The sequence below is a fragment of the Gimesia panareensis genome, assembly GCF_007748155.1.
In the GTDB taxonomy this organism is placed as follows: Bacteria; Planctomycetota; Planctomycetia; order Planctomycetales; family Planctomycetaceae; genus Gimesia; species Gimesia panareensis.
In genome coordinates, this window is record NZ_CP037421.1 from 3,565,640 (window position 1) to 3,586,849 (window position 21,210).

Sequence of the window (21,210 nt, forward strand, 5' to 3'; positions counted from 1 at the left end):
CGTGGGCTGTCTATTAACGATAACCGTTAACCTGCCTGATAGCACAACAGAGTCTGCCTCTGCTGTCATTACAGGGACCGTTTCAGCATACATCACTCCTCTGACGTGACTCGGTGCATGAAAAGTATCCCTGCTACGGTTCACACAACCGGAGATACAACAAAGATGAAAGTCCTGATTGCACCCGCCTGCACTGCGATCGCTATGATTGTCGGCTGGCTGGTTTATGAAAAATCGGTCCACGACACTCAAGTTCCCACCAAAACCATCATCCCCCAACCCATTGCAGTTCAAGTCACGCGCTCCACCACAAAAAATCTGGAGAAACGCATCAACCTGGTAGGTAACCTGGAAGCCGGCTCCCAGGTGGAAATCCGGACCCGCTTCAGCGGCTACATTAAGTCGATGCCCTTCGATGTGGGCGACCGGATCCAGGAAGGGGATGTGATCTTGGAGCTGAATGACTCAGAAAACAGGGAACTGGTCACCAAAGCGGATGCAGCCCTGAGCGTTGCCAAAGCACAACTGAAGGCACAACTCACCTCACAGGAACTGGCCCAAAAAGCCTACAATCGTCTGCTCGTTCTGCAGAAGTCCGGCGTGAGTACTCGTCAGCAGATGGAAGAATCCCAGGCCAGCCTGGCCATTGAAGAAGCCCAAACCGAACTGGAACAGGCACGGGTCGATCAGGCCGAAGCTGATCTGGAACAGAGCCGTTTGCGTCTGCAGGAAAATAAGATTCTGGCAACGACCAGCGGTTTTCTGGCAGAGAGACTGGTCGATGTCGGTGATCTGGCCAAACCGGATGTAGCACTGATGAAAATCGTCAACCTGGACCATGTTCGCACCATTGTCCACATCGTGGAGAAGGATTACGAAGATGTCAAAGTCGGCCAGGAGGCCGCAATCACGGTCGACACCTTCCCGGACCAGATCTTTGCAGGCCGAGTCAAACGCAAGGCCCCCGTACTCGATCCCCAGACACGCACCGCGGCTGTGCACATCGAAATCCCTAACAAAGATTTTGCACTCAAACCAGGAATGCACTCCCGGGTGCAGATTGTCTTTGAGCATCGCCCCAAAACCAAGGTGCTCCCCATTGCCTCGCTAACCCGCCGTAAAGATGGTCCCGGCTCGGCTGTCTTCATCATTGGTGGGAACCCTCCGATGACACAGCGCCGGAATATTGAAGTTGGCATCAGCGATGGAGAACTGGTGGAAATTCTCTCCGGCCTCAATCCGGACGACCTGGTGATTACTCTCGGTAATCGCATGGTGGATGAAGGCCAGACTGTCACCCCGGTGGAAGTTCCCATGGACCAGATCCTGCAAGCACCAACTCCCCTGCCCCAGAAGACCAATTTATAAACGACAAACCGACTGACAAGCGAGATGGACCTCCTGTCATTAACTGATCCTTCCTGAAAAGTTTTGATATGTCCCTGACTCGTCTGGCCGTTCACCGACCGATCTCAACCCTGATGGCCTCGCTGGTGCTGGTCATGCTAGGTTGTGTCTCGCTGTCACAGCTGGCTGTCGACCTGATGCCGGACATTCAGAACCCCAGTATCAGTGTGATCACCATCTATGAAGGCGCCGGCCCCAATGAAGCGGAAACGCTGATCACCCGCCCGATCGAACAGACTCTCAGTTCGGTCTCCGGCATCGAAAACATCCTCAGCAGCAGCATGGAGGGTAGCAGTACGGTCCGACTGCAGTTCCAGTGGGGCACGGATTTGACTCTCGCGATCAATGAAGTGCGCGACGCGTTGAACAAACTGCGGAACTCCCTCCCGGAAGGTGCGGAAGATCCGTATATCCGACATTTTGATGTCGCTGACCGGCCGATTATTTACCTGGGACTGAACAGCGAACTAGATCCGATTACCGTGTCGCAACTGACCGAGAATCAGATCATCCCCCAGTTCGAACAGCTGGAAGGAGTAGCCCGACTGCGGATGCGGGGCGGCATCGAACGCGAGATCCAGATCGATCTCGATCGCAGCAAGCTCGAATCGCTCAATATGGGTGTGAATGAAGTTGTCAATGCCCTGAAACGAGATAACATCAATCAGCCCGCGGGAAACTACGAAGAAGGCAATCTGAATCTGCTCATTCGCAGCCAGGGCGAATTCACCAGCCTGGAGCAGATTGAAAATACGGTCGTTCGTGAAGAAGCCGGTGCCACCGTTCACGTCCGGGATATTGCTAACGTAGTCGATGGCGAAAAAGAGCGGACTGAGCTCACCCGCATGAACGGGAAACCGGGAATTCTGCTGTACGTTTACAAACAGTCGGGCGCCAACACGATCAGCGTCAGTGACCTGGTTCAGAAACAGATTGAACGCGTCAATAAATCAATGCCCGATGTGCAACTCAGCATCCGGGTCGACAACTCGGAATACATCCGCCAGTCGATCGCCAACATCCAGCAGGCTGCCCTGTATGGCATGGGCCTGGCCTTCCTGGTCCTGATTCTCTTCCTCCGCAGCTTCCGCAGCATGCTGGTCATCGGAGTCTGCATGCCTCTGTCGGTCCTGGCCACGTTCATTTTGATTTACTTCCAGGGTTTCACACTGAATATCATTTCGTTCGGCGGACTGGCTCTGGGCGTCGGGATGCTGGTCGATAATTCCATCGTGGTTCTGGAAAGTATTTTCCGCAAACGCGAAGACGGTCTGGATGCCAAAACCGCTGCCATTGAAGGGACAGAAGAAGTCTCCGGTGCAATCATCGCCAGCACGATGACCACACTGATCATCTTCCTGCCGCTGATCTTCATTCAGGGAACAACTGGAATCCTGCTGCATCAACTGGCGTGGGTGGTCGGTTTTTCGCTGATCTGCTCTTTGTTTGCCAGTCTGACTCTGACGCCTGTCATGAGCGCCTACTGGATTCCGGACCAGACCCCGAAAACCCATTCCCGCTGGTCGCGCCCCTGGTTTGCACTAATCGACGGCTTCCATAACATGAACCATCGCCTGCTTTTGCTGCTGGAGCAGATCTATGAGCGGATCTTAAAATTCAGCCTGAAGCATGCCACACTGACCGGCTTTCTACTCCTGCTCTGTTTCACAACCACGCTGGGATTAATCCCACGGATCAAGACTGAATTTCTCCCGAAAACGGATGAAGCCGCCATCAATGTCTTCTCCTCGATGGCGGCGGGAATCCAGCTGAAACGGCTCGATCAACAGACCCGGATCCTCGAACAGGCCACCATCGAATCGGTCCCGGAAGCCCTCGCAATCGCCTCGTTTATTGGCGACAGCGCTGATGACGCGGATCGCTGGAACCGCACCACGCTCCGCATCAAGCTCTCCCCCCGTACTGAACGGAAGCGGGGCATCGAGGAAATCCGCAAGGCCCTGGATGACGCCATCGGACCGATCCCGGGAATGAAAGTCCAGGTCAAAGCACAAACCGAAATGATGGTCATGCGCATGATTGGCCGCAGAGGAGGCGGTGATCTGGTCGTCCAGGTCGCGGGACACAACATGCAGTCGGCACAGAAGATTGTCGATCAGGTTGTCGCCGTGATGAAATCGACTCCCGGACTGATCAACGTCGAAGCAGAAATTGCAGATCAACGCCCAGAGCTAACGGCTTCCATTGACCGCGAAAAAGCGGGGCTCTTAAAGATCAGCGTACAGGATATCGCCCAGACCCTGGAAACCACTATCCGGGGAACCGAGGCAACTCTGTATCGTGAGGAAGGGGATGAATTCCCCGTCATGGTCCGCCTGCGCGAGGAAGACCGTAATCAGATTGGCGATGTCCAGCAGGTGGGTGTCACCACCACAGATGGACGGACAATCCCCCTCAAAAACCTGCTCCGCTTTGAATCAGACGAAGCTCCGGTCGTGATTGAACGCCAGAATCAGCAACGGGTCCTGCGGATCTTTGCCGATGTCGAGGGGCGCGACCTGGGCAGCATTGTCCCGGAACTGGAAGAGAATCTGAACGCGATTCAGATACCCTCCGGATTTTCAGTGAGTGTTGCCGGCGACTGGGAAGAGCAACAGAAAAGCTTTAATGCACTGCAGCAGGGATTTGTGCTGGCGATCATCCTGATGTATATGATCATGGCCTCGCAATATGAATCACTTCGCGATCCGTTTTACATTCTGTTTGCCGTCCCCCTGGGCATGATTGGGGTCATCTGGGTCTTTGTCTTCACGGAAACCACCTTGAACGTGCAATCCTTCATTGGAATCGTGGTCCTGTCCGGAATCGTCGTGAATAATGCGATCGTGCTGGTGGATTACATTAACCAGCTCCAGCGACGCTATCCGGAAAAACCGATTTCAGACCTGATCATGCAGGCCGCCACACGTCGTTTCCGTCCCATCCTGATGACTACGCTCACCACCGTGCTGGCCATGATCCCGATCTCCCTGGGCTGGGGCGAAGGGGGAGAGCTGCAAGCCCCGATGGCACGAGTCGTGGTGGGAGGACTGCTCGCGGGCACCATCATCACTCTGCTGGCGATTCCACTGATCTATCAATCCTGTACGGCACCCGTCAAAAAAACAGCGCGCCCGGACCCGGAATCACTCAGCGAGCAGCCTCTGACAGGCCAAACGGTAAAATCTGTCTGAGAAATGCGTTAGATCGCAGTCTGCCATAGCATCATTTCTGTCTGACTGTCTATAATACGCCTCAATTGGACTGGTGGGCCGGGAAGGTCAGTTCTCAGCCTGCACTCAGCTATCAGATCACCATCTGTCTCATCTCCTGTGGATAGTCTTTCTAATGAAGATGAATCAAAAAACGTCGCTGCTCTCAGAACCGATTCCCTATAAAATTCTCTTCCCCTGGCTGCATCTGTTCCGGGTCTTTCGCCTGGCGATTGATTTCCAGAAAATCCTGCTCGCCATTGCCGGCCTCCTGATGCTGTCACTGGGGAACTATCTGTTCAACAAGCTTCCCTTCGCTCCGGAAGCACCCCCGACAACCAGAATCGCTTCTATTCAGCACACGATTCAGTTTCCGCCTCCGTCATCGAGCTCAGTTCCACACTCCCTGAGCGTAGAGGGGCTGACAGGACTTTCTGCCTCTCATTCAGGAGAACTCCTGTCTCCCGCAACACTGCTGGAGCCGATGTCATTCTTTACCAGACCGGTGCAGACGCTTTTCGAAACCGGAGCCAGCTGGAGTGCGCTCGCCTACGCGACAACACAGCTGCTGTGGGCAGTGATTATCTGGGCCATCTTTGGCGGGGCCATTACCCGGATCGCCGCAATCCAGTTTGCCCAGGATGATCATATCGGCTGCCGGGCTGCACTCGGCTTTTCACTGAAACGAATCCTCTCGCTGGTGAGTGCTCCCCTGCTCCCCTTTGCTGGAATGGGCTTCTTCTGGGTGCTCTGCCTGCTGATCGGCCTGTTTGGAAATATCCCTGGTGCCGGAGGTGTGATAGTAAGCCTGCTCTGGGGGCTGGCGTTTCTGTTCGCTTTTGTGATGACTTTGATTCTGCTGGTGACACTGGCCGGCTGGCCGCTGATGATGACCACGATCAGTGTCGAGGACAGCGATGGCTTCGACGGTCTGAGCCGGATCTTCAGCTATCTGTTTGGCCGAATCTGGTATTTTCTCTGGCTGGCTGTCGTCACACTCTGTTACGGAGCACTCTGCCTGTTCTTTGCAGCAGTTCTGCTGCAGCTGATGTCTTACCTGGCTTACTGGGGCGTCAGTTGGGGCATGGGCAGCGCACAGGCACAAAACCTGTTTCAGCAGGATCAACCCACGCTGGCAACAACCATTTCCCTCGGCTGGGGCTCGATTCTGAACCTGCTGTTTTCGGGTTTTGTCATCAGCTTCTTCTGGTCTGCCAGCACAGTCATCTATTTCCTGCTCCGCAAATGTGATGACGGCACACCGTTGGATCACGTCTATGTCGCGGATGAAGAACAGGAAGAGGCTAATGAGCTGCCGCTGGCGGGAGTTGCGAAATCAGGCGAACCCATTATTGAGCGGCCCGTGGGTGCAGACGACGCTTCGACAGACGAGGAAACCCAGACAGAGGAAAACTCCTGAGTCAGAGAGTTCTCTTATGGCAGCTAACGGGTAAAAGCGAAAGAAGTTTCCGGCTGTTACCAGCGGAACAGTCCGGTGCCCCAGGCGAGCCCGGCACCAAAACCGCTTAAAAGGATCGTATCACCCCGGTTGATCCGCCCGGCGTTAAACGCCTCATCCAGCACAATGGGAATCGAACCGCCAGAGGTATTACCGTAGCGATCCAGGTTATTGTATACCTTTTCGCGGGGAATCCCCAGTTGATCGCAGGCAGAGTCAATGATACGAATGTTGGCCTGATGCATCAGAAACAGATCGACATCGTGCACGCTCATGCCGGTCTTGGTCAGCATCAGATCAATCGAATCAGCCACGGTACGAACAGCCCACTTGAAGACACTGCGACCATCCATGTTCAGGAAATGCCGCCCCTCTTTGATGTCTTCCGCGGTTGCCGGATTGCGGGTACCACCTGCCGGTCGATCCAGTAGTGAGCAGCCGCTGCCATCAGATCCAGTCTGATAACAGGTCAAACCCTGATGGGGATCTCCTTTTGCCAGCAGCACTGCCCCGGCGCCATCGCCAAACAGCGGGGCTACACGGCGGTCTTCCGGATTGACAATCCGACTGTTGCAATCGCCGCCAATCACCAGAGCCAGTTTGCTGTTACCGGTGGCGACATACTGGGCTGCTGTTACCAGAGCATACATGAAACCGGCACAGGCAGCCTGCAGATCAATTGCGGGTGCATCCAGGCCCAGACGATCCTGAACCAGGCAGGCAACGGAGGGACATTGGAAATCGGGGGTAAACGTTCCGACGATCAGCAGATCGATGTCTTCCGGGTTCACGCGGGCCGCACGAATTGCTTTCTGCGCTGCTTCGTAGCAGAGATCGCTGGTGGCGATCCCCTCAGGAGCATGCCGACGCTCCAAAATTCCCGTTCGCTGTTCAATCCATTCCGGGTCAAAACCATATCGTTTCTGCAGGTCCTGATTCGTGACCACATTGTCTGGCACGTACGAACCACTGGAAACAATCTGGACTCCCAACAATGAATTAGTTCGTTGACTAATCACCTGGCGACCACGCTTGCTCTCTATTTTTTTATTTTCAGGTGCCAGATTCAACTGCTGGCCCAACAGACCGGACGCGTCCAGTACAGACTCCAGATCGGCTGAGTTCACCTGATTTTTCGTTTGAACTTTTAAAGACATCTTGTGCATGTTCCTGACATCCTTATTCAGTCTTTGTCAAACTCGCAACAAGGGCAGAGTTCAACCTCCATTCAACACGCGTCCTGTCGTGATGCAGCACAATTTCCATTCACTACAGAATCTTTTAGATTGAGATTCTGCGATAAATGCAGATGCACTAACTGATTACCAAAACGCTGACGCCAAAGTAACCAATAAGCTATAAAGATTGGGGTAAGGCAGGAAACGATCCTTCTCACACTTCATTGCCAGTCAGATTGTAGAACACAAACACTGACTAATGACCGCAAAGTATAGCGATTCATAAAATTGGAAACTAGCGAAATTTAGAAAATTCCAACTATGCTATAATATAGGCAAAATCCAGAGCTCTGCAAATAAACATAAACCCCTATTTTGACACATTTTACTCTTATTTCTCGCGACAAATTCACCCAGAGCCTGAAATACCAGGCGGTTACTTCAATCGTGGGGATTTCCCGAATCTCAGGCTACGTCCTCAGAGGCAGGGCGACTGGCAATCAGATAATGCAGTTGGCTCTGAAATTCCTCTTCCAGATTCTGGGTCCGTTTGACTTCAATACTGACCCCATAAGCCCTGTTTTCCAGAATCCGGGTTCGGATCCCGGCCCCATCCTCCACTTCACTGGTAACCGATAGCGTTCCCTCCAGAGGCGGGTTCAGGCTCAGATGCACGATATGCAACCGCTGTTGTTTATCGAAGTGGATCTGGATGCCCCCTTCGACCGTTTCGCAACCTGCATGATCAATGGAACGGTTCATCCACTGGGAGCAGTCAGCTTCCTTCAATTCGTCAGTATGATCCTCTGCAACTGAGGGCTTCTGCTCCAGCAGGGCGGCGAACAGCGCTTCATTATCACCTGCAGTTTCATTCAACTCTAAAGCGGCAGGTTCCCGAGCTTCATCAGGCTGCCCGCGTTCTTCAAAAGGGAGCAATTCTGATTCCCGGGACTGAATTGCCTCTCGATTGAGCCACTCCAGAACGCCGGCAAACGCCATAAAATAGGCCACGCTGAAGAAGTAGATCCCGGGTAACGACAACCCCTCAGCCGGGTGGACCGCCAGCATCCCCATGAGTACAGGCACCACCAGGGCCAGACTGAAAAGAGGTTTGCGTTCCTCAAACTGGGAAATGATACGTTTCCGATGCAGAGTGAACAGTACAAGAGCTGCAGAACCGGAAAGCAGGATGCCTGTGACCAACAGGGGCATAAAGCTCTGCCTGATTTGCAACCAGCCAACGGTACGCAGCAATACCAGGCCTGTGGCCAGCAACAGATTCGTTCCCAGTAACAGAAAAGGGAAAAGCCATCTCTGCTGAGATGACTTCTCCCCTGTGGATCGTTCCCTGATCGGATCAAAACTCGGATTCGATGTTGTCATGTCGAGCGTCCTCCATTCTGCCCGGCGTCTCTGATTTCAGATAATCGATTGTGTCTGACAATCAGGAGATGGCAAATTGAGGCTCGGGAACTTCATTTCCCAGGCCGGCTGCATCTCTCAGTTCGGCTGCTTTGTCGGTCGCTTCCCAGGTAAAATCGGGATCGTTCCGGCCAAAATGTCCGCCCCAGGTGGTCTTTCTGAAAATGGGACGACGCAACTGCAGGTGTTCGATGATTCCCTGCGGATTCAGCGGGAACAGTTCACGCACCAGTTCCGAAATTTTCTCTTCCGGAATGACGGCAGTCCCCTTGGTATCCACATAAACGCTGGTCGGATCAGCCACACCAATCGCATAGGAAAGCTGGACTTCACATTCTGTTGCCAGACCGGCGGCCACGATATTCTTGGCGATGTAACGTGCCATGTAGGCGGCGGAACGGTCGACTTTCGTCGAATCCTTTCCACTGAAGGCACCACCACCGTGACGACCCCAGCCGCCATAGGTATCAACGATAATTTTACGACCGGTCAGTCCGGCATCACCATGAGGCCCACCAATCACGAACCGTCCGGTCGGATTGATGTGATATTTGGTTTCGTCTGTTAAAAAGTCGGCGGGAATAACTTCTTTAATCACCTTCTCGATGATGAACTCGCGAATCTCAGCCTGTGTAACGTCGTCGGTATGCTGTGTGGACACAACAACGGCAGATACCCCAACTGGCTTACCGTCTTCGTATTCCACGGTCACCTGGCTTTTGCTGTCCGGAAGTAACCAGTTGACTTCGCCGTTCTGGCGGATCTCGGTCAGCTTGTTCAGAATCCGGTGAGACAAGGCAATCGGCACCGGCATGTATTCTTCGGTCTGATTGCAGGCATAGCCGAACATCAGCCCCTGGTCGCCAGCTCCTTCAGCATCGACCCCCTGGGCAATGTCAGCACTCTGCTGATGCAGCTTGACCAGCACTTCACAGGTATCCGCATTGAAACCGATGTCTTCGCTGGTATATCCGATATCCCGAATCACATCGCGGGCAATTTTCTCGTAGTCGACATTCGCGTTGCTGGTGATTTCTCCTGCGAGCAGGACAAAGTCGGTGGTACACAAAGTTTCACAAGCGACGCGTGAGTAGGGATCGCCAGCCAGCAGTGCATCCAGAATGCCATCAGAAACCTGATCTGAGACTTTATCAGGATGTCCCATACTGACAGATTCACTTGTGAACGAAAATTTAGCCATGCGTCACTCCACCCTATAATTGCATTGTACCTGGCCAGAAAATGGGGCGAGCCCTCGGGGGCTGACCTCAGTATCTCTTGAGCCACTGTAAAGAGATTTCATCCCACGTCAGCGCTACGCAGACAGCGGACGCTTACGTAATTCTGAGACAGTGCATAATTGTAGAAATTTGAAGAGGACTCAACAAGCGTCTCTTCACTCCAGCTTCGTGTTTTACCCAAGGTTTCTCAAAAGATTTTCCCCGTTTCTGGCCTGTGAAACAGGGTATGTTCAGCCCTCTGCTTAAGCCGCCTTCCCCGCAGACTTTGCTGTCCCGACCAGAGACTGTGCCAGTAGTTCGGCTGTGCGCTGTGTGGCGCCCCGCTGACTCATCACAAAAGCCTGAGCCCGTGCCCCCTGCTCCCGGGCAGACTCGGGATCCTGCAGCCAGGCCGTCAACTGTGCCTGCAGTTCCTGCTGATTGCGGACAACCGTCGCCGCCTGATGCTGTAGAAGCGCGGCAACAATATCCTTGAAATTCCAGGTGTTGGGACCGAACATCAACGCGGCCCCGTAACCGGCGGGCTCAATCATATTCTGCCCTCCGCGTTTTGTCAGGCTGCCGCCCACAAACGCATAATCAGCCAGTCCCCAGCAGGCTTTCAGTTCTCCCAGGGTATCCAACAGGCAGACTGGTGGCCGTTCTGAGGTTGTAAACGGAATCAGCTGACTCTGATCTTCCTGAGACTGATGACTCCGACGAATGAGTGGCAGGCCATAACTCCTGACCAGCGTCGCCACGTCCTCAAACCGCTCCTGATGGCGGGGGACCAGAATCAGACGCAGATCGGGAAACTGCCGACGGATTTCCAGATAGATCTCCAAAGCGATTCGTTCTTCAGGATCCTGAGTACTGCCGGCAATCAGGACTGATTCATTCTGTTTCAGCTGAAATGCCTCTCGCAATTCCTGTGTCAGAGAATTACTCCGCTCTACTTCAATTCCATCGAATTTGATCGACCCGGTGACCTGAATCCGCTCCGTCGTACCAGACAGTTGCGCAAATCGAGCGGCATAGGTATCCGTCTGCACGGCAATCAGCTGCAGGCGATTTAACAGCGGGCCGATCAGTGCCCGTAAACGCCGATACCCACGAAAGCTCTTTTCACTTAAACGACCATTGATAATGGAAACCGGGATCTGCAACTGTTCTGCTGCCAGCACAAAGTTCGGCCAGAGTTCCATTTCGACCAGGATCACAGCAGCAGGGCGGATCCGTTTCAGCCCCCGCTTGACGGCCCAAGAGAAATCCAGAGGAAAATAGCAGATAGTATGATCGGGAAATTTTTCCTGCGCCACTGCATACCCGGTGTGGGTGGTTGTCGAGATCACGAATTCCAGTTCGGGATGCTGTTCTGCAAGCATCGCAATCAGGGGAGGCAGTTGCAGCACTTCACCCACGCTGACTGCATGAAACCAGAAACAGGGCCGCTCCCCGTCGCGCTCTGGTAACTTACCGAGAAATTTCTGGCTCCATCCGGACCGATATTTCTTCAACACCAGAACCCGGTAGGCGAGGACGGGGGAAACCGCAATCAGCAGCAGACCGTAGGCCAGATTCAACAGATACGAAAATAAACGCACGGGAGTCCATTCCCCTTACGATAATCTATAGTGTTTATAACCAGAATCTACGCATTCTGGCCGCAGCACTTTTTGTATTTCTTCCCGCTGCCACAGGGGCAGGGATCATTTCTGCCGACTTTCGGCTGCTGGTTTACAATCGGTTCGATCGACCGTTGTGCTGGCTCGGGAGCACTTTCATGCTCGCCGGTTGGCTCATCAGAAACGTAATCGTCAGTGATTTCTTCGTGAACAGTCGAGGTCACCTGCCACAATGATCCGACAAAATCCGGACTCTGTTTTTCCAACCGGAAAATGGCAGCCGTAACCTGCTGGCCGATTCGCCCCCACATCGCGTCGAAGGCCTTCATCCCTTCGCGGCGATATTCGACTTTCGGATCCTTCTGAGCATAGCCGACCAGCCCAATCCCGGACCGCAGATGGTCCATGTAATACAGGTGGTCTTTCCACGATGTATCCAGCACTTCCAGAATCAGCGAACGCTCGGCCTGGCTCAGTTCGGGACGGTAACGTTTATTGTAAGCCTGGTACAGGCGCGTCCGGACTTCATCGGTGGAGAGCGGCTCCAGCTCTTCAGTGGTCACATCCAGTTCCAGCTCCTGTTGTGCCCAGGTTGCCAGTTCCTGAAGTGTGGCTTCCTTGTCTTCGGCTGGTGTCCCCATTACCGCGAGGTCTTCCGAATAGGCTTCGGAAAGATATTTCTCAATCCGGGTAGAAGCCTCCCCATTGACGAATACCTTTTCGCTTTCAGCAGAGAGAATCTTCTGGATTTCACTGATCTGTTTGCCTTTGAGTGCTTCCAGATCCAGATTGGAATGGAAGCGGGAATTCGCCCACTTTACCAGACCGACTCGACTGTTGGCCTCGTTCCCCTGCTGCTGATTCCCCAGGAAGTTATACATCCCCACGGTAACCGGGAAGCTAACTTCTTTTTCCCGGTAGAGTTCTTTGACTTTTTCCAGAACCTTGTTCTTGGCCTCTGGAATACTCAGGTCCTTGAACTCCTCAGGATCCACTTCCAGACCAAACTGATAATTCAGGTAGCCGGACAGGGAACGGATTCCCCACTCTGCATCCAGGAAGGTCTCCAGCGGGGAAAAATCGATTCGTTCAATCGATTTCAGTGCGTGATCGTAAAGGAACTGATGCAGTCCGTCACGGCCGATCTTCCTTAACTCACGGTCGTTCAAATTCAGACCGTAGTGCGCATTGGCCCATTTCGCGAGCGCCTGCCAGTTCCAGTCGTCTTCATATTCTTCCGGCAGATTCTCGCTGATCTGTTCCGCGATCAGGTCGTCAGCCTGCACACTGGCTTCGTCTTTCAGATAGCTGACCAGCTGCTCATAAGTCATATCCCGGACACTGGAAGCTTCAACTTCGATATGTGCTTCCTGGGTTGACCAGGCAGCGATCGTATCCCAGCGATAACTGCTGTCGAGCAGGCGATCGGTTTCTTCGTCAACCTGCCTCTGAATCATATCAATAATCAGTTCACGACAGTTGCAGCCATCCAGGATCTGCTGGCGGTAACCGTAAACAGCCTTCCGCTGCTCGTCCATCACCTCATCATATTCGAGCAGATGCTTACGCTGTTCAAAATGGCGTTCTTCGACTTTCTTCTGGGCGCCTTCGATCCGCTTGGAAACCATACCGCTTTCGATGGCTTCCCCTTCTTCCATCCCCAGGCGTGCCAGAATATTTTTCACCCACTCGCCGGCAAAGACACGCATCAGCTTATCTTCCAGCGACAGGAAGAACCGGCTGGAACCCGGGTCCCCCTGGCGTCCGGAACGACCGCGGAGCTGCAGGTCAATCCGGCGGGAATCATGCCGCTCTGAACCGATCACATGCAACCCGCCCAGTTCCATGACCTCTTCGCCTTCGACATCCATCCCTTCCCGCTTTTCGATCTCCTTGACCTTGGCGTCCCATTCCGCCTTCGGGACTTCGATGCGGGATTCATATTTCTGGCTCAACTCTTCCCACGCCAGATGCTCTGCACTTCCGCCGAGGATAATGTCGGTACCACGACCAGCCATGTTGGTTGCGATCGTCACGGCCCCTTTACGTCCCGCCTGGGCGATGATTTCCGCTTCACGTTCGTGGTGTTTCGCGTTGAGAACATCGTGAGGAATGCCATATTTGCTCAATCGGTGACTGACGATTTCTGACTGTTCAATCGAAACCGTCCCGACCAGAATGGGCCGACCAGTTTTGTGTACTTCACGCACTTCATCGGCAATCGCGTTCCACTTTTCCTTCTCGGTCTGGTAAATCACGTCAGGAAAGTTAATCCGTTTCATCGGGCGGTTGGTGGGAATCGTGACCACATCCAGCTGATAGATTTTCCAGAATTCTTCGGCCTCGGTCATTGCCGTACCGGTCATCCCGGCCAGTTTGTCGTACAGTTTGAAGAAATTCTGCAGGGTAATCGTCGCCAGCGTCTGTGACTCTTCCTTGATCTTCACCCCTTCTTTCGCTTCCACGGCCTGGTGCAGACCATCGCCCCACTGACGACCGGGCATCAGACGACCGGTGTGATCATCGACGATGATCACTTCACCCTGCTGCACGACGTAGTTCACGTCGCGTTTATACAGGTGATGCGCCTTAAGAGAATTGTCGATCAGGTGCGGCCACTCCATGTTGCCGGCAGTATAAAAGCTTTCCACACCGGCCAGTTCTTCGGCGTGTTTCACACCGGCATCGGTCAGGTGACAGGTATGCTCTTTTTCTTTGACTTCAAAATCTTCGCCAACTTTCAGTTTCAGCGCGACCGAATTGGCCCGGGAATACTTCGAAACATCATCCTGGGCCGGACCGGAAATAATCAGTGGCGTACGGGCTTCGTCGATGAGGATGTTATCGATTTCGTCCACGATCGCGAAATTGAGCGGTCCCTGTACCTGCAGTTCCTTGACGGGCTTCATGTTGTCACGGAGGTAATCGAACCCGAATTCGTTGTTCGTACCGTACGTGATGTCACAGGCATAATGTTTCTGGCGTTCTTCGGGTCCCATGCGCGACTGAATCGCCCCCACGGTCAGCCCCAGAGCAATATGAATCGGTCCCATCCATTCCATGTCGCGGAGGGCCAGATAATCATTGACCGTCACGATATGGACCTTACCGGCCAGTGCATTCAGAAAAGCAGGCAGGGAGGAGACCAGCGTCTTACCTTCCCCGGTCACCATTTCCGCGATCGTTCCGTTGTGCAGGAAGTAACCACCGATCATCTGCACCGGATAGTGCCGCATATTCAGATTCCGCCGTGCGGATTCCCGCACCGCAGCAAAGGCATATGTCAGAAGATCATCCAGCGTTTCACCAGCCGCCAGTCGCGCCCTGAGCTTATCCGCCGTCTGCTTCAACTCTTCATCGGTGAGTTTCATTAACTCCGGTTCGAAGCTGTCAATTTCGGCGAGCATCGAACCAGGTAGAATCTCATCGCGGCCCTCTTTGTCACGCACAAAGCCCAGCTTGCGGATTTGTCGCTCGTTGGAAGAGCCGAACAACCCTGTCAGAAACCGTTCCAACCATGCTGTAACTGTTGTCAGCCACTCACCCAGTTTATCAAGGAATTCCATTATGTAACCCGAACTCGAATTCTCTAAAATATAGTCGATTACTGCTTCCGGGCAGTCGGAGCTCACTGTCATACTGGCAGGGAGCCCCTTTGCACCTCTCACTACGTAAATAGAGTGAGGTCTCCTACCTTTGACGGTCCAGAAGATATTTAATTTTTGTAAGTTCTTCTCTTCCCGAAGTTTATTTATTTTGAAAAATATGGTCAATGGCGGTCTTGCCCTCTGACCAACTCTTCACTCCGATCATAAGAATGACTTTTTCATACTGAAATGCAACCAATGTGCCAAGTCTGGGGCATTTGTAATATCTACGTCTGGATAAAATCGATGATTTTCGTATATTTCACGCTGTCAAAGAGAGCCTGAGGCACTACTTAACCCCCTGCGGAGCTTACAGATGTATAACACCTCGGACGATGAAAAATACCAGGCCGACAATCCACCGCTCCCCCCGACTCCGGAGTCCGGTATCATCATCAGCGCCGACACCCATCGCTCCGAACGGATTCCCGCAGGCCAGAGCCGGACCCGCAAGTGGCCCGTTCTCCACGCCACCACGGTCCCCCAGATTGATCTCGACACCTGGAAACTTGAAGTCGGAGGCCTGGTCGACACGCCGCTCACTTTCAGCTGGGACGAATATCAACGGCTGCCACGCACCCGGGTTTTCGCCGACTTCCACTGTGTCACACGCTGGTCCCGACTGGGTAATCTCTGGGAAGGGGTCTCGGCACGTGAAATCATGCAACGGGCTGGTGTACAACAGGCTGCCCGTTTTGTGATCGCGACTGGCTATGATGGAGAGTGGACAACCAACCTCCCCCTGGCCGACTTCCAGTCAGAAGATGTGCTGCTGTGCGACACACACGACGGGACTCCCCTCGATCCGGACCATGGCGGTCCGTTACGGCTGATCGTCCCCCTGCTCTATGCCTGGAAGAGTGCGAAGTGGCTCAAGCGGATCGAGTTCGTCGCCGAAGACACCCCTGGCTACTGGGAGCGATGCGGTTATCATAATCATGGCGATCCCTGGGTGGTTGATGAAAACAATCCTGATGGCGAACGTTTTCAGTCGAAGGACCAGATTCCACCCGGGTTTGAAGCATAGCAAGGATCGATTCGGTTCACTCGCCTGACTTGATGCTGACTGCTAAGCAGGGAACAATCAGTCACATTGGAAATGTCACCAACGAAGTACCCTCTAGAACGTAGATTTTCAAAGACATGCGCCGGCTGGACCAGAAATCAGCTCTGCAATTCATTTTGGCTGAATCTGCTTCCGGAAAGAGGGAACTCTATGAGCAGGCTGCTGACTGGATGATGGCTGAAGAGGGACATAAGTCAGAGCAACCTGTTGCGATTCGGCCTGTTGAGACAGGTCAGTCAGTTCTTCAGCGATTTCACCATTCAAGATCGACTCGAATTCCTGCAATGCCCGCGCCACGATTCCCCCGTCCAGAATCCGGTGGTCGTAGACGAACGTGACCTGCACAGAACCGTCGTCTTGAACCGGACCATAACTAACAACCAGATTGCCCAGCGTAGGTGGACTGATACTGGTCGCTCCATGCTGAGAAACGGAGGTCACACCCAATGTTCCCGTGAGGCTGGTCCTGAGACGGGCTGACAGGCTCAGTGCAGACCACCAGACAACTCTGCGCATGAACCAAGGCAACCGGGAAAAATTCCGCCGCTTTTGGAACAGGCGATTCTTTTCCGCAGGTTGAGATCGAAATTCATCGATCGACTCCTGAATCTCAATCAGCGTACAACGCTCGGGACGCTCAATTCGATGAAAGAACAACCAATCCACACCATCCACAGTGCGACTGGCAGCCAGATAGGCGATCTGTCGTGGATGTAGATAAAGCTGTGGCCAGGGCCACTTCATGTAGCAACAGCGCAACTCAGGTTTACGCTCCGCGAGTGTTGCTGCTGCTTTTAGCATCAATGCAGACCAGCCAATCCGCTGCGGAATCTGTTTGCGTAACGTGATAAGTTGTTTTACATTACAGAGGCGGGCGATGGGCTGGCTGGGAACTTTTTTGGTGAAATAGAGATAGTCTACAATGAACCGGCGGCTCAATGGCAGCCTCATTCGTCGTCCCGGTTGCAAACCCTGATTCCCAGACACAGAACCCTCCCCAGTCAGTGATTTTTGCCCAGTTCTGCCTCCATCGTACCCCTGCTACAAAAGCACTTTCCAGAAAAAAACAGAAAACTTTGTTTCTGAGAGGAAACTCCTGCATGTCACTCGTTTTGTGTAACTCCCGTCGATCCATTCACTGTTTTCTTATCTTGTCTGCTTTGCTGTTGATTGCCGGAGTGACGCAGGCTGCTCCCAATGGCAATGCAGTGATCCGGCGTAAGGCTGGAGATTCAGAAATTGTCATCACCACGACCAACCGACTGGCGGGGGCAATTCATTCACTGACCTGGAACGGCAAAGAATTCATCGACAGTTTTGATCATGGCAGACAGCTGCAGTCTGCCGCCAGCTTTGACTGTGGAAAGTCAGGTGAATTCTGGGCTGAACGATTTAATCCCACCGAAGCCGGCTCGCGATCGGACGGCGCGGGCCCCACTTCTTCCAGCAAACTGCTCCACCTGCAGGCCCGGGAGAATGAATTAAAGACGACGACCCAGATGGCATTCTGGCTGGCTCCCGGACAGAAATCATCCGGCAGACCGGCACTTAATCAAAAGACCCTTTCCAACCATCTGCTTTCTAAACAGGTCCGGATCGGCTACCAGAACCTCGACCAGGTGCTCGATTATCGCGCCACCTTTACCATCCCTAAGGGGGAACACCACACCTACGCCCAGTTTGAAGCACTCACCGGCTACATGCCTGCGGAGTTTGAGTTGTTCTGGAAACTCAATCCGGAAACCGGCAAACTGCAACCGCTCGATGATGGGCCGGGCGAACAGAAAGATCCCGTTATTTTAAGCACTCAAGATCAACGGTACGCGATGGGGGTCTTTTCGCCCGATCAACCCTCCCCCGGCTTTGAGCACGCCGGCTACGGTCGCTTCCGCTTTACACCTCAGAAAGTGGTAAAATGGAACTGTGTGTTTCGCGTACGGAATCCGCAGGGTGTGCCTCCCGGGAAATACGCTTTTCAGGTGTTTGTCGCGGTTGGTACCCTGGAAGATGTGAAACAAGCGATCCTGACGCTGGAAAAGAAATTCTCTGGGAAGTAAATCAGACTCTCTCTGAGCGATAAGGCTGATGTCCATAATATTTCGGTCGGTCATCCAGTCGGACATGCAGCCAGGCAACTCCCGCCCCTGCAGTACTTAGCCAGACCGGCTGCTCATTGAGACGGGCCTGCATCACGGTGCCGACAGTCTTCCAGAGTTCCTGTTGCTGCAATTCAGACGCACCACGCACAAAGTCCGCCAGGTGACAATAATCCACCGCTGAATGGGAGGGACAGGGAACGACCAGAATGGCATCCCCTCTCAGATTGGAAAAGCTCACGACAGATTCAGGTGCTGCAGATGAAAAATGCTCCGTAAATGCGGTTCGATCGGCCTGGCGGACCAGAGCCGGACTGTCGATCACCACAAACTCGAAAAGTCGAGACACAGTGGATGCAGTCACCGCAGGCGTTTCCCAGCGAAACGCAGTGAAAGGCAATTCCGCCAGTTGCTGGCTGAACCACAGACTGAAGTCAGGACACTCCCGCCATCTTTCCAGCACGTCTGCAAAGCTAAGACTCTGTGCATTTTCTTCCAGCAGGAAACGGATCTTTTGCGAGTCAGCCAGTGGGTCTCGTTTTACATCCCACATTGATTTCCACAACTCCTGATGTCAGTGATTCCAGACTGGCAAAGTGTTTCCTGACAGCTATGATACAATCCTGCCAGTCAACCACATTATATGAGATCCTGTTTTAATCCGGAAAGCCTTTCCTGTGAATCTAGCTCTGGATGTCTACTACCACCCTGACGACTCAGCCACCGTAGCGGGAATATTGTTCGAGGACTGGGAATCCGATCAAGCCACGAAATCCCTTCTGAAATCGATTCCCCAGGTCGCCGAATACGAACCGGGACAGTTCTATAAACGTGAGCTTCCCTGCCTGCTCGCGCTGATCGATGAGGTAGAACAGAAACTCGAAACTGTTGTCATTGACGGCTTCGTCACACTGGGAGCAGATCAGCGACCCGGACTGGGTGCGCATCTTTTTCAGGAGCTGGGTTCAGAGACACCCGTCATCGGGGTGGCGAAATCCCGTTTCAACGAGACTCCCACGGAAACCGAGATCCTGCGGGGCAGCAGTCAGAATCCACTATTCGTGACAGCCATGGGTATTCCGCTGACGGAAGCGCAACAGAAAATCCAGTCCATGCATGGTGAATATCGTATTCCGACATTACTCAAACAGGTCGACCAGCTTTGCAGATCAGATAAAAATGAAATCTAAACCTGGGGTGCTGCCGCGAGGACTTCTTCTGAAACGCCGGAGGAATACTTCATGAAGTTCTGATTGAATGCATGTGCCAGTTTTTTCGCGGTCTCTTTGTAGGCACTCTGATCAGCCCAGGAGTTGTGAGGCACCAGCATTTTGGAATCCACATCGGGGCATTTGGTAACCGTTGCAGTTCCAAAAATCGGATCAACCTCTGTCGGAGCATGGTTGAGCGTTCCTGAATGAATCGCATCAATGATTGCCCGCGTGTGCTGCAGGCTGATACGGTTGCCCACCCCATAAGCACCGCCGTTCCAGCCGGTGTTGACCAGCCAGACATTCGCATTGTACTTGCGGATTTTCTCCGCCAGCAGATCCGCATATTTTCCGGGATGCCAGACGAGGAACGGGCCGCCAAAACAGGGTGAGAACGTCGCTTCCGGTTCGTTGACTCCCATCTCTGTGCCCGCCACCTTCGCGGTATAACCACTGATAAAGTGATACATGGCCTGCTCGGGAGTCAGTTTACTTACGGGAGGCAGCACGCCAAACGCATCACAGGTCAGGAAGATCACATCGGTGGGATGATCCGCCACGCAGGGAATTTTCGCACTGGTCATATATTCGATCGGATAGGCTCCCCGCGTATTTTGCGTGAAGCTCGTATCGTTAAAGTCCACGTGGTGCCGTGCTTCATCATAGACCACATTCTCCAGCACCGCCCCGTAACGCAGCGCCTGGAAGATCTCCGGTTCATTTTCGCGAGACAGATAGATCGCTTTTGCGTAACAGCCCCCCTCGATATTGAAAATACCGTTATCGGTCCAGCAGTGTTCATCGTCACCAATCAGATACCGCTTGGGGTCAGCCGAGAGAGTCGTCTTCCCCGTCCCCGACAACCCGAACAGCACCGAAGAACGCCCCGTCTGCTTATCTGCAGTCGCCGAGCAGTGCATCGACAAAATTCCGCGTTTGGGCATCAGGTAATTCATCACCGTAAAGATGCCCTTTTTCATTTCGCCGGCATACTCGGTTCCCAGGATGACGATCTCACCATCTTCGATGCTCAAATCAACGCTGGTTTTGGAAGTCATCCCCGTGGTGAAACGATTCGCGGGAAAAGTACCCGCATTGTAAATTACGTAGTCCGGCTTTCCGAAATCTTTCAACTGTTCTTCGGTAGGTCGAATCAGCATGTTGTGCATGAACAGCGCATGATAGGGTCGCGAGCAGATCACACGGACCTTGATCTGGTATTCCGGATCCCAGCCGGCAAAGGCATCAATCACATACAGGTGGGGGCAGATATTCAGATAGTCGGTAGCCCGCTCCCGGTTGCAGTAAAACGCATGCTGCTCCAGCGGGTAATTCACGTCCCCCCACCAGATATCTTCCTGGGAGTTTTTGTGTTTGACGACGCGTTTGTCCTTCGGAGAACGACCTGTCTTCTCGCCCGAATAGGCGATCAATGCCCCCGTATCGGAGATCGAAGTCCCCGGCTCATAGCGAATGGCTTCTTCGTACAACATCGAAGGATCAGGGTTCCGCATGACCCAATCCACATTGATACCATGCTCCGACAGATCAAACGACTCCATTTTCGACTCCATTTTCAGAACTCAAATCACGCAAATCGCAGCGGTCGCTTCACCTGCAGGACAAACCACGATTTCAAAAGAACAAAAGAAGATGTGCGTCGTAAG

Annotated in this window: 14 protein-coding genes; 6 read left to right on the forward strand and 8 right to left on the reverse strand. The window is 53.3% G+C overall.

The genetic code is table 11. From position 1 onward, the window contains the following. Positions 1-165: 165 nt before the first annotated feature. The 3 genes from Enr10x_RS13550 (at position 166) to Enr10x_RS13560 (ending at position 6,039) form a co-directional block, all read left to right on the forward strand. Positions 166-1,368 carry an efflux RND transporter periplasmic adaptor subunit gene (locus Enr10x_RS13550; RefSeq protein WP_197997600.1) on the forward strand — a complete coding sequence of 401 codons (1,203 nt, stop codon included), beginning with the start codon at positions 166-168 and terminating at the stop codon, positions 1,366-1,368. A 68-nt stretch (positions 1,369-1,436) separates the two neighbouring features. Next, entirely contained in the window at positions 1,437-4,601 is a 3,165-nt protein-coding gene (locus Enr10x_RS13555) for an efflux RND transporter permease subunit (protein ID WP_145449912.1), read from the forward strand. Positions 4,602-4,755: 154 nt separating this feature from the next. Beyond that, positions 4,756-6,039: a hypothetical protein gene (locus Enr10x_RS13560; protein ID WP_145449914.1), complete on the forward strand. Its 1,284-nt coding sequence runs from the start codon at positions 4,756-4,758 to the stop codon at positions 6,037-6,039. A 56-nt stretch (positions 6,040-6,095) separates the two neighbouring features. Here Enr10x_RS13560 and Enr10x_RS13565 read toward each other — a convergent pair whose 3' ends face one another. The 5 genes from Enr10x_RS13565 to secA all read right to left on the reverse strand — a co-directional run bounded on the left by Enr10x_RS13565 (position 6,096) and on the right by secA (position 15,089). Then, on the reverse strand, positions 6,096-7,235 hold the full coding sequence (locus Enr10x_RS13565) for a 3-oxoacyl-ACP synthase III family protein (protein ID WP_197995006.1): 1,140 nt from the start codon (positions 7,233-7,235) through the stop codon (positions 6,096-6,098). Between the two features lie 486 nt (positions 7,236-7,721). Next, positions 7,722-8,639, reverse strand: coding sequence for a hypothetical protein (locus Enr10x_RS13570; RefSeq protein ID WP_145449917.1), 918 nt, complete (start codon positions 8,637-8,639; stop codon positions 7,722-7,724). Positions 8,640-8,700: 61 nt separating this feature from the next. Beyond that, positions 8,701-9,879 carry a methionine adenosyltransferase gene (gene metK / locus Enr10x_RS13575; protein WP_145106863.1) on the reverse strand — a complete coding sequence of 393 codons (1,179 nt, stop codon included), beginning with the start codon at positions 9,877-9,879 and terminating at the stop codon, positions 8,701-8,703. Between the two features lie 282 nt (positions 9,880-10,161). Further along, positions 10,162-11,502, reverse strand: a complete 1,341-nt coding sequence (locus Enr10x_RS13580) for a 3-deoxy-D-manno-octulosonic acid transferase (protein WP_145449918.1) — start codon at positions 11,500-11,502, stop codon at positions 10,162-10,164. A gap of 47 nt (positions 11,503-11,549) precedes the next feature. Further along, entirely contained in the window at positions 11,550-15,089 is a 3,540-nt protein-coding gene (secA, locus tag Enr10x_RS13585; protein WP_145449921.1) for a preprotein translocase subunit SecA, read from the reverse strand. A gap of 397 nt (positions 15,090-15,486) precedes the next feature. Between secA and Enr10x_RS13590 the strand changes: the two genes are divergently transcribed. Then, positions 15,487-16,197, forward strand: a complete 711-nt coding sequence (locus Enr10x_RS13590) for a sulfite oxidase-like oxidoreductase (RefSeq protein WP_145106855.1) — start codon at positions 15,487-15,489, stop codon at positions 16,195-16,197. A gap of 150 nt (positions 16,198-16,347) precedes the next feature. Here the strand turns inward: Enr10x_RS13590 and Enr10x_RS13595 are convergent, their stop codons facing one another. Beyond that, complete coding sequence (locus Enr10x_RS13595; protein ID WP_145106852.1) at positions 16,348-17,187, reverse strand: hypothetical protein; 840 nt, start codon at positions 17,185-17,187, stop codon at positions 16,348-16,350. 149 nt (positions 17,188-17,336) lie between these two features. Between Enr10x_RS13595 and Enr10x_RS13600 the strand changes: the two genes are divergently transcribed. Then, positions 17,337-18,293 (forward strand): hypothetical protein, encoded by a 957-nt coding sequence (locus tag Enr10x_RS13600; RefSeq protein ID WP_145106850.1) that lies wholly within the window; start codon positions 17,337-17,339, stop codon positions 18,291-18,293. Position 18,294: 1 nt separating this feature from the next. On the opposite strand, the gene Enr10x_RS13605 is transcribed toward Enr10x_RS13600, so the two are convergent. Beyond that, a complete protein-coding gene (locus Enr10x_RS13605) occupies positions 18,295-18,885 on the reverse strand; it encodes a DUF6940 family protein (protein WP_145106848.1) in 591 nt (196 codons plus the stop codon). Between the two features lie 124 nt (positions 18,886-19,009). Here Enr10x_RS13605 and Enr10x_RS13610 point away from each other — a divergent pair, with 124 nt between their 5' ends. Continuing rightward, complete coding sequence (locus Enr10x_RS13610) at positions 19,010-19,522, forward strand: endonuclease V (RefSeq protein WP_145106846.1); 513 nt, start codon at positions 19,010-19,012, stop codon at positions 19,520-19,522. On the opposite strand, the gene pckA is transcribed toward Enr10x_RS13610, so the two are convergent. After that, a complete protein-coding gene (gene pckA, locus Enr10x_RS13615) occupies positions 19,519-21,105 on the reverse strand; it encodes a phosphoenolpyruvate carboxykinase (ATP) (protein WP_197996489.1) in 1,587 nt (528 codons plus the stop codon). The genes Enr10x_RS13610 and pckA overlap by 4 nt on opposite strands. Positions 21,106-21,210: the final 105 nt, after the last annotated feature.

Coding starts and splice junctions, on each gene's coding strand:
- Enr10x_RS13565 (WP_197995006.1), bottom strand. CDS start 7,235: ATGTCTTTAAAAGTTCAAACGAAAAATCAGGTGAACTCAGCCGATCTG.
- Enr10x_RS13590 (WP_145106855.1), top strand. CDS start 15,487: ATGTATAACACCTCGGACGATGAAAAATACCAGGCCGACAATCCACCG.
- Enr10x_RS13605 (WP_145106848.1), bottom strand. CDS start 18,885: ATGTGGGATGTAAAACGAGACCCACTGGCTGACTCGCAAAAGATCCGT.
- Enr10x_RS13600 (WP_145106850.1), top strand. CDS start 17,337: ATGTCACTCGTTTTGTGTAACTCCCGTCGATCCATTCACTGTTTTCTT.
- metK (WP_145106863.1), bottom strand. CDS start 9,879: ATGGCTAAATTTTCGTTCACAAGTGAATCTGTCAGTATGGGACATCCT.
- Enr10x_RS13570 (WP_145449917.1), bottom strand. CDS start 8,639: ATGACAACATCGAATCCGAGTTTTGATCCGATCAGGGAACGATCCACA.
- pckA (WP_197996489.1), bottom strand. CDS start 21,105: ATGGAGTCGTTTGATCTGTCGGAGCATGGTATCAATGTGGATTGGGTC.
- Enr10x_RS13555 (WP_145449912.1), top strand. CDS start 1,437: ATGTCCCTGACTCGTCTGGCCGTTCACCGACCGATCTCAACCCTGATG.
- Enr10x_RS13560 (WP_145449914.1), top strand. CDS start 4,756: ATGAAGATGAATCAAAAAACGTCGCTGCTCTCAGAACCGATTCCCTAT.
- Enr10x_RS13550 (WP_197997600.1), top strand. CDS start 166: ATGAAAGTCCTGATTGCACCCGCCTGCACTGCGATCGCTATGATTGTC.
- secA (WP_145449921.1), bottom strand. CDS start 15,089: ATGGAATTCCTTGATAAACTGGGTGAGTGGCTGACAACAGTTACAGCA.
- Enr10x_RS13595 (WP_145106852.1), bottom strand. CDS start 17,187: ATGAGGCTGCCATTGAGCCGCCGGTTCATTGTAGACTATCTCTATTTC.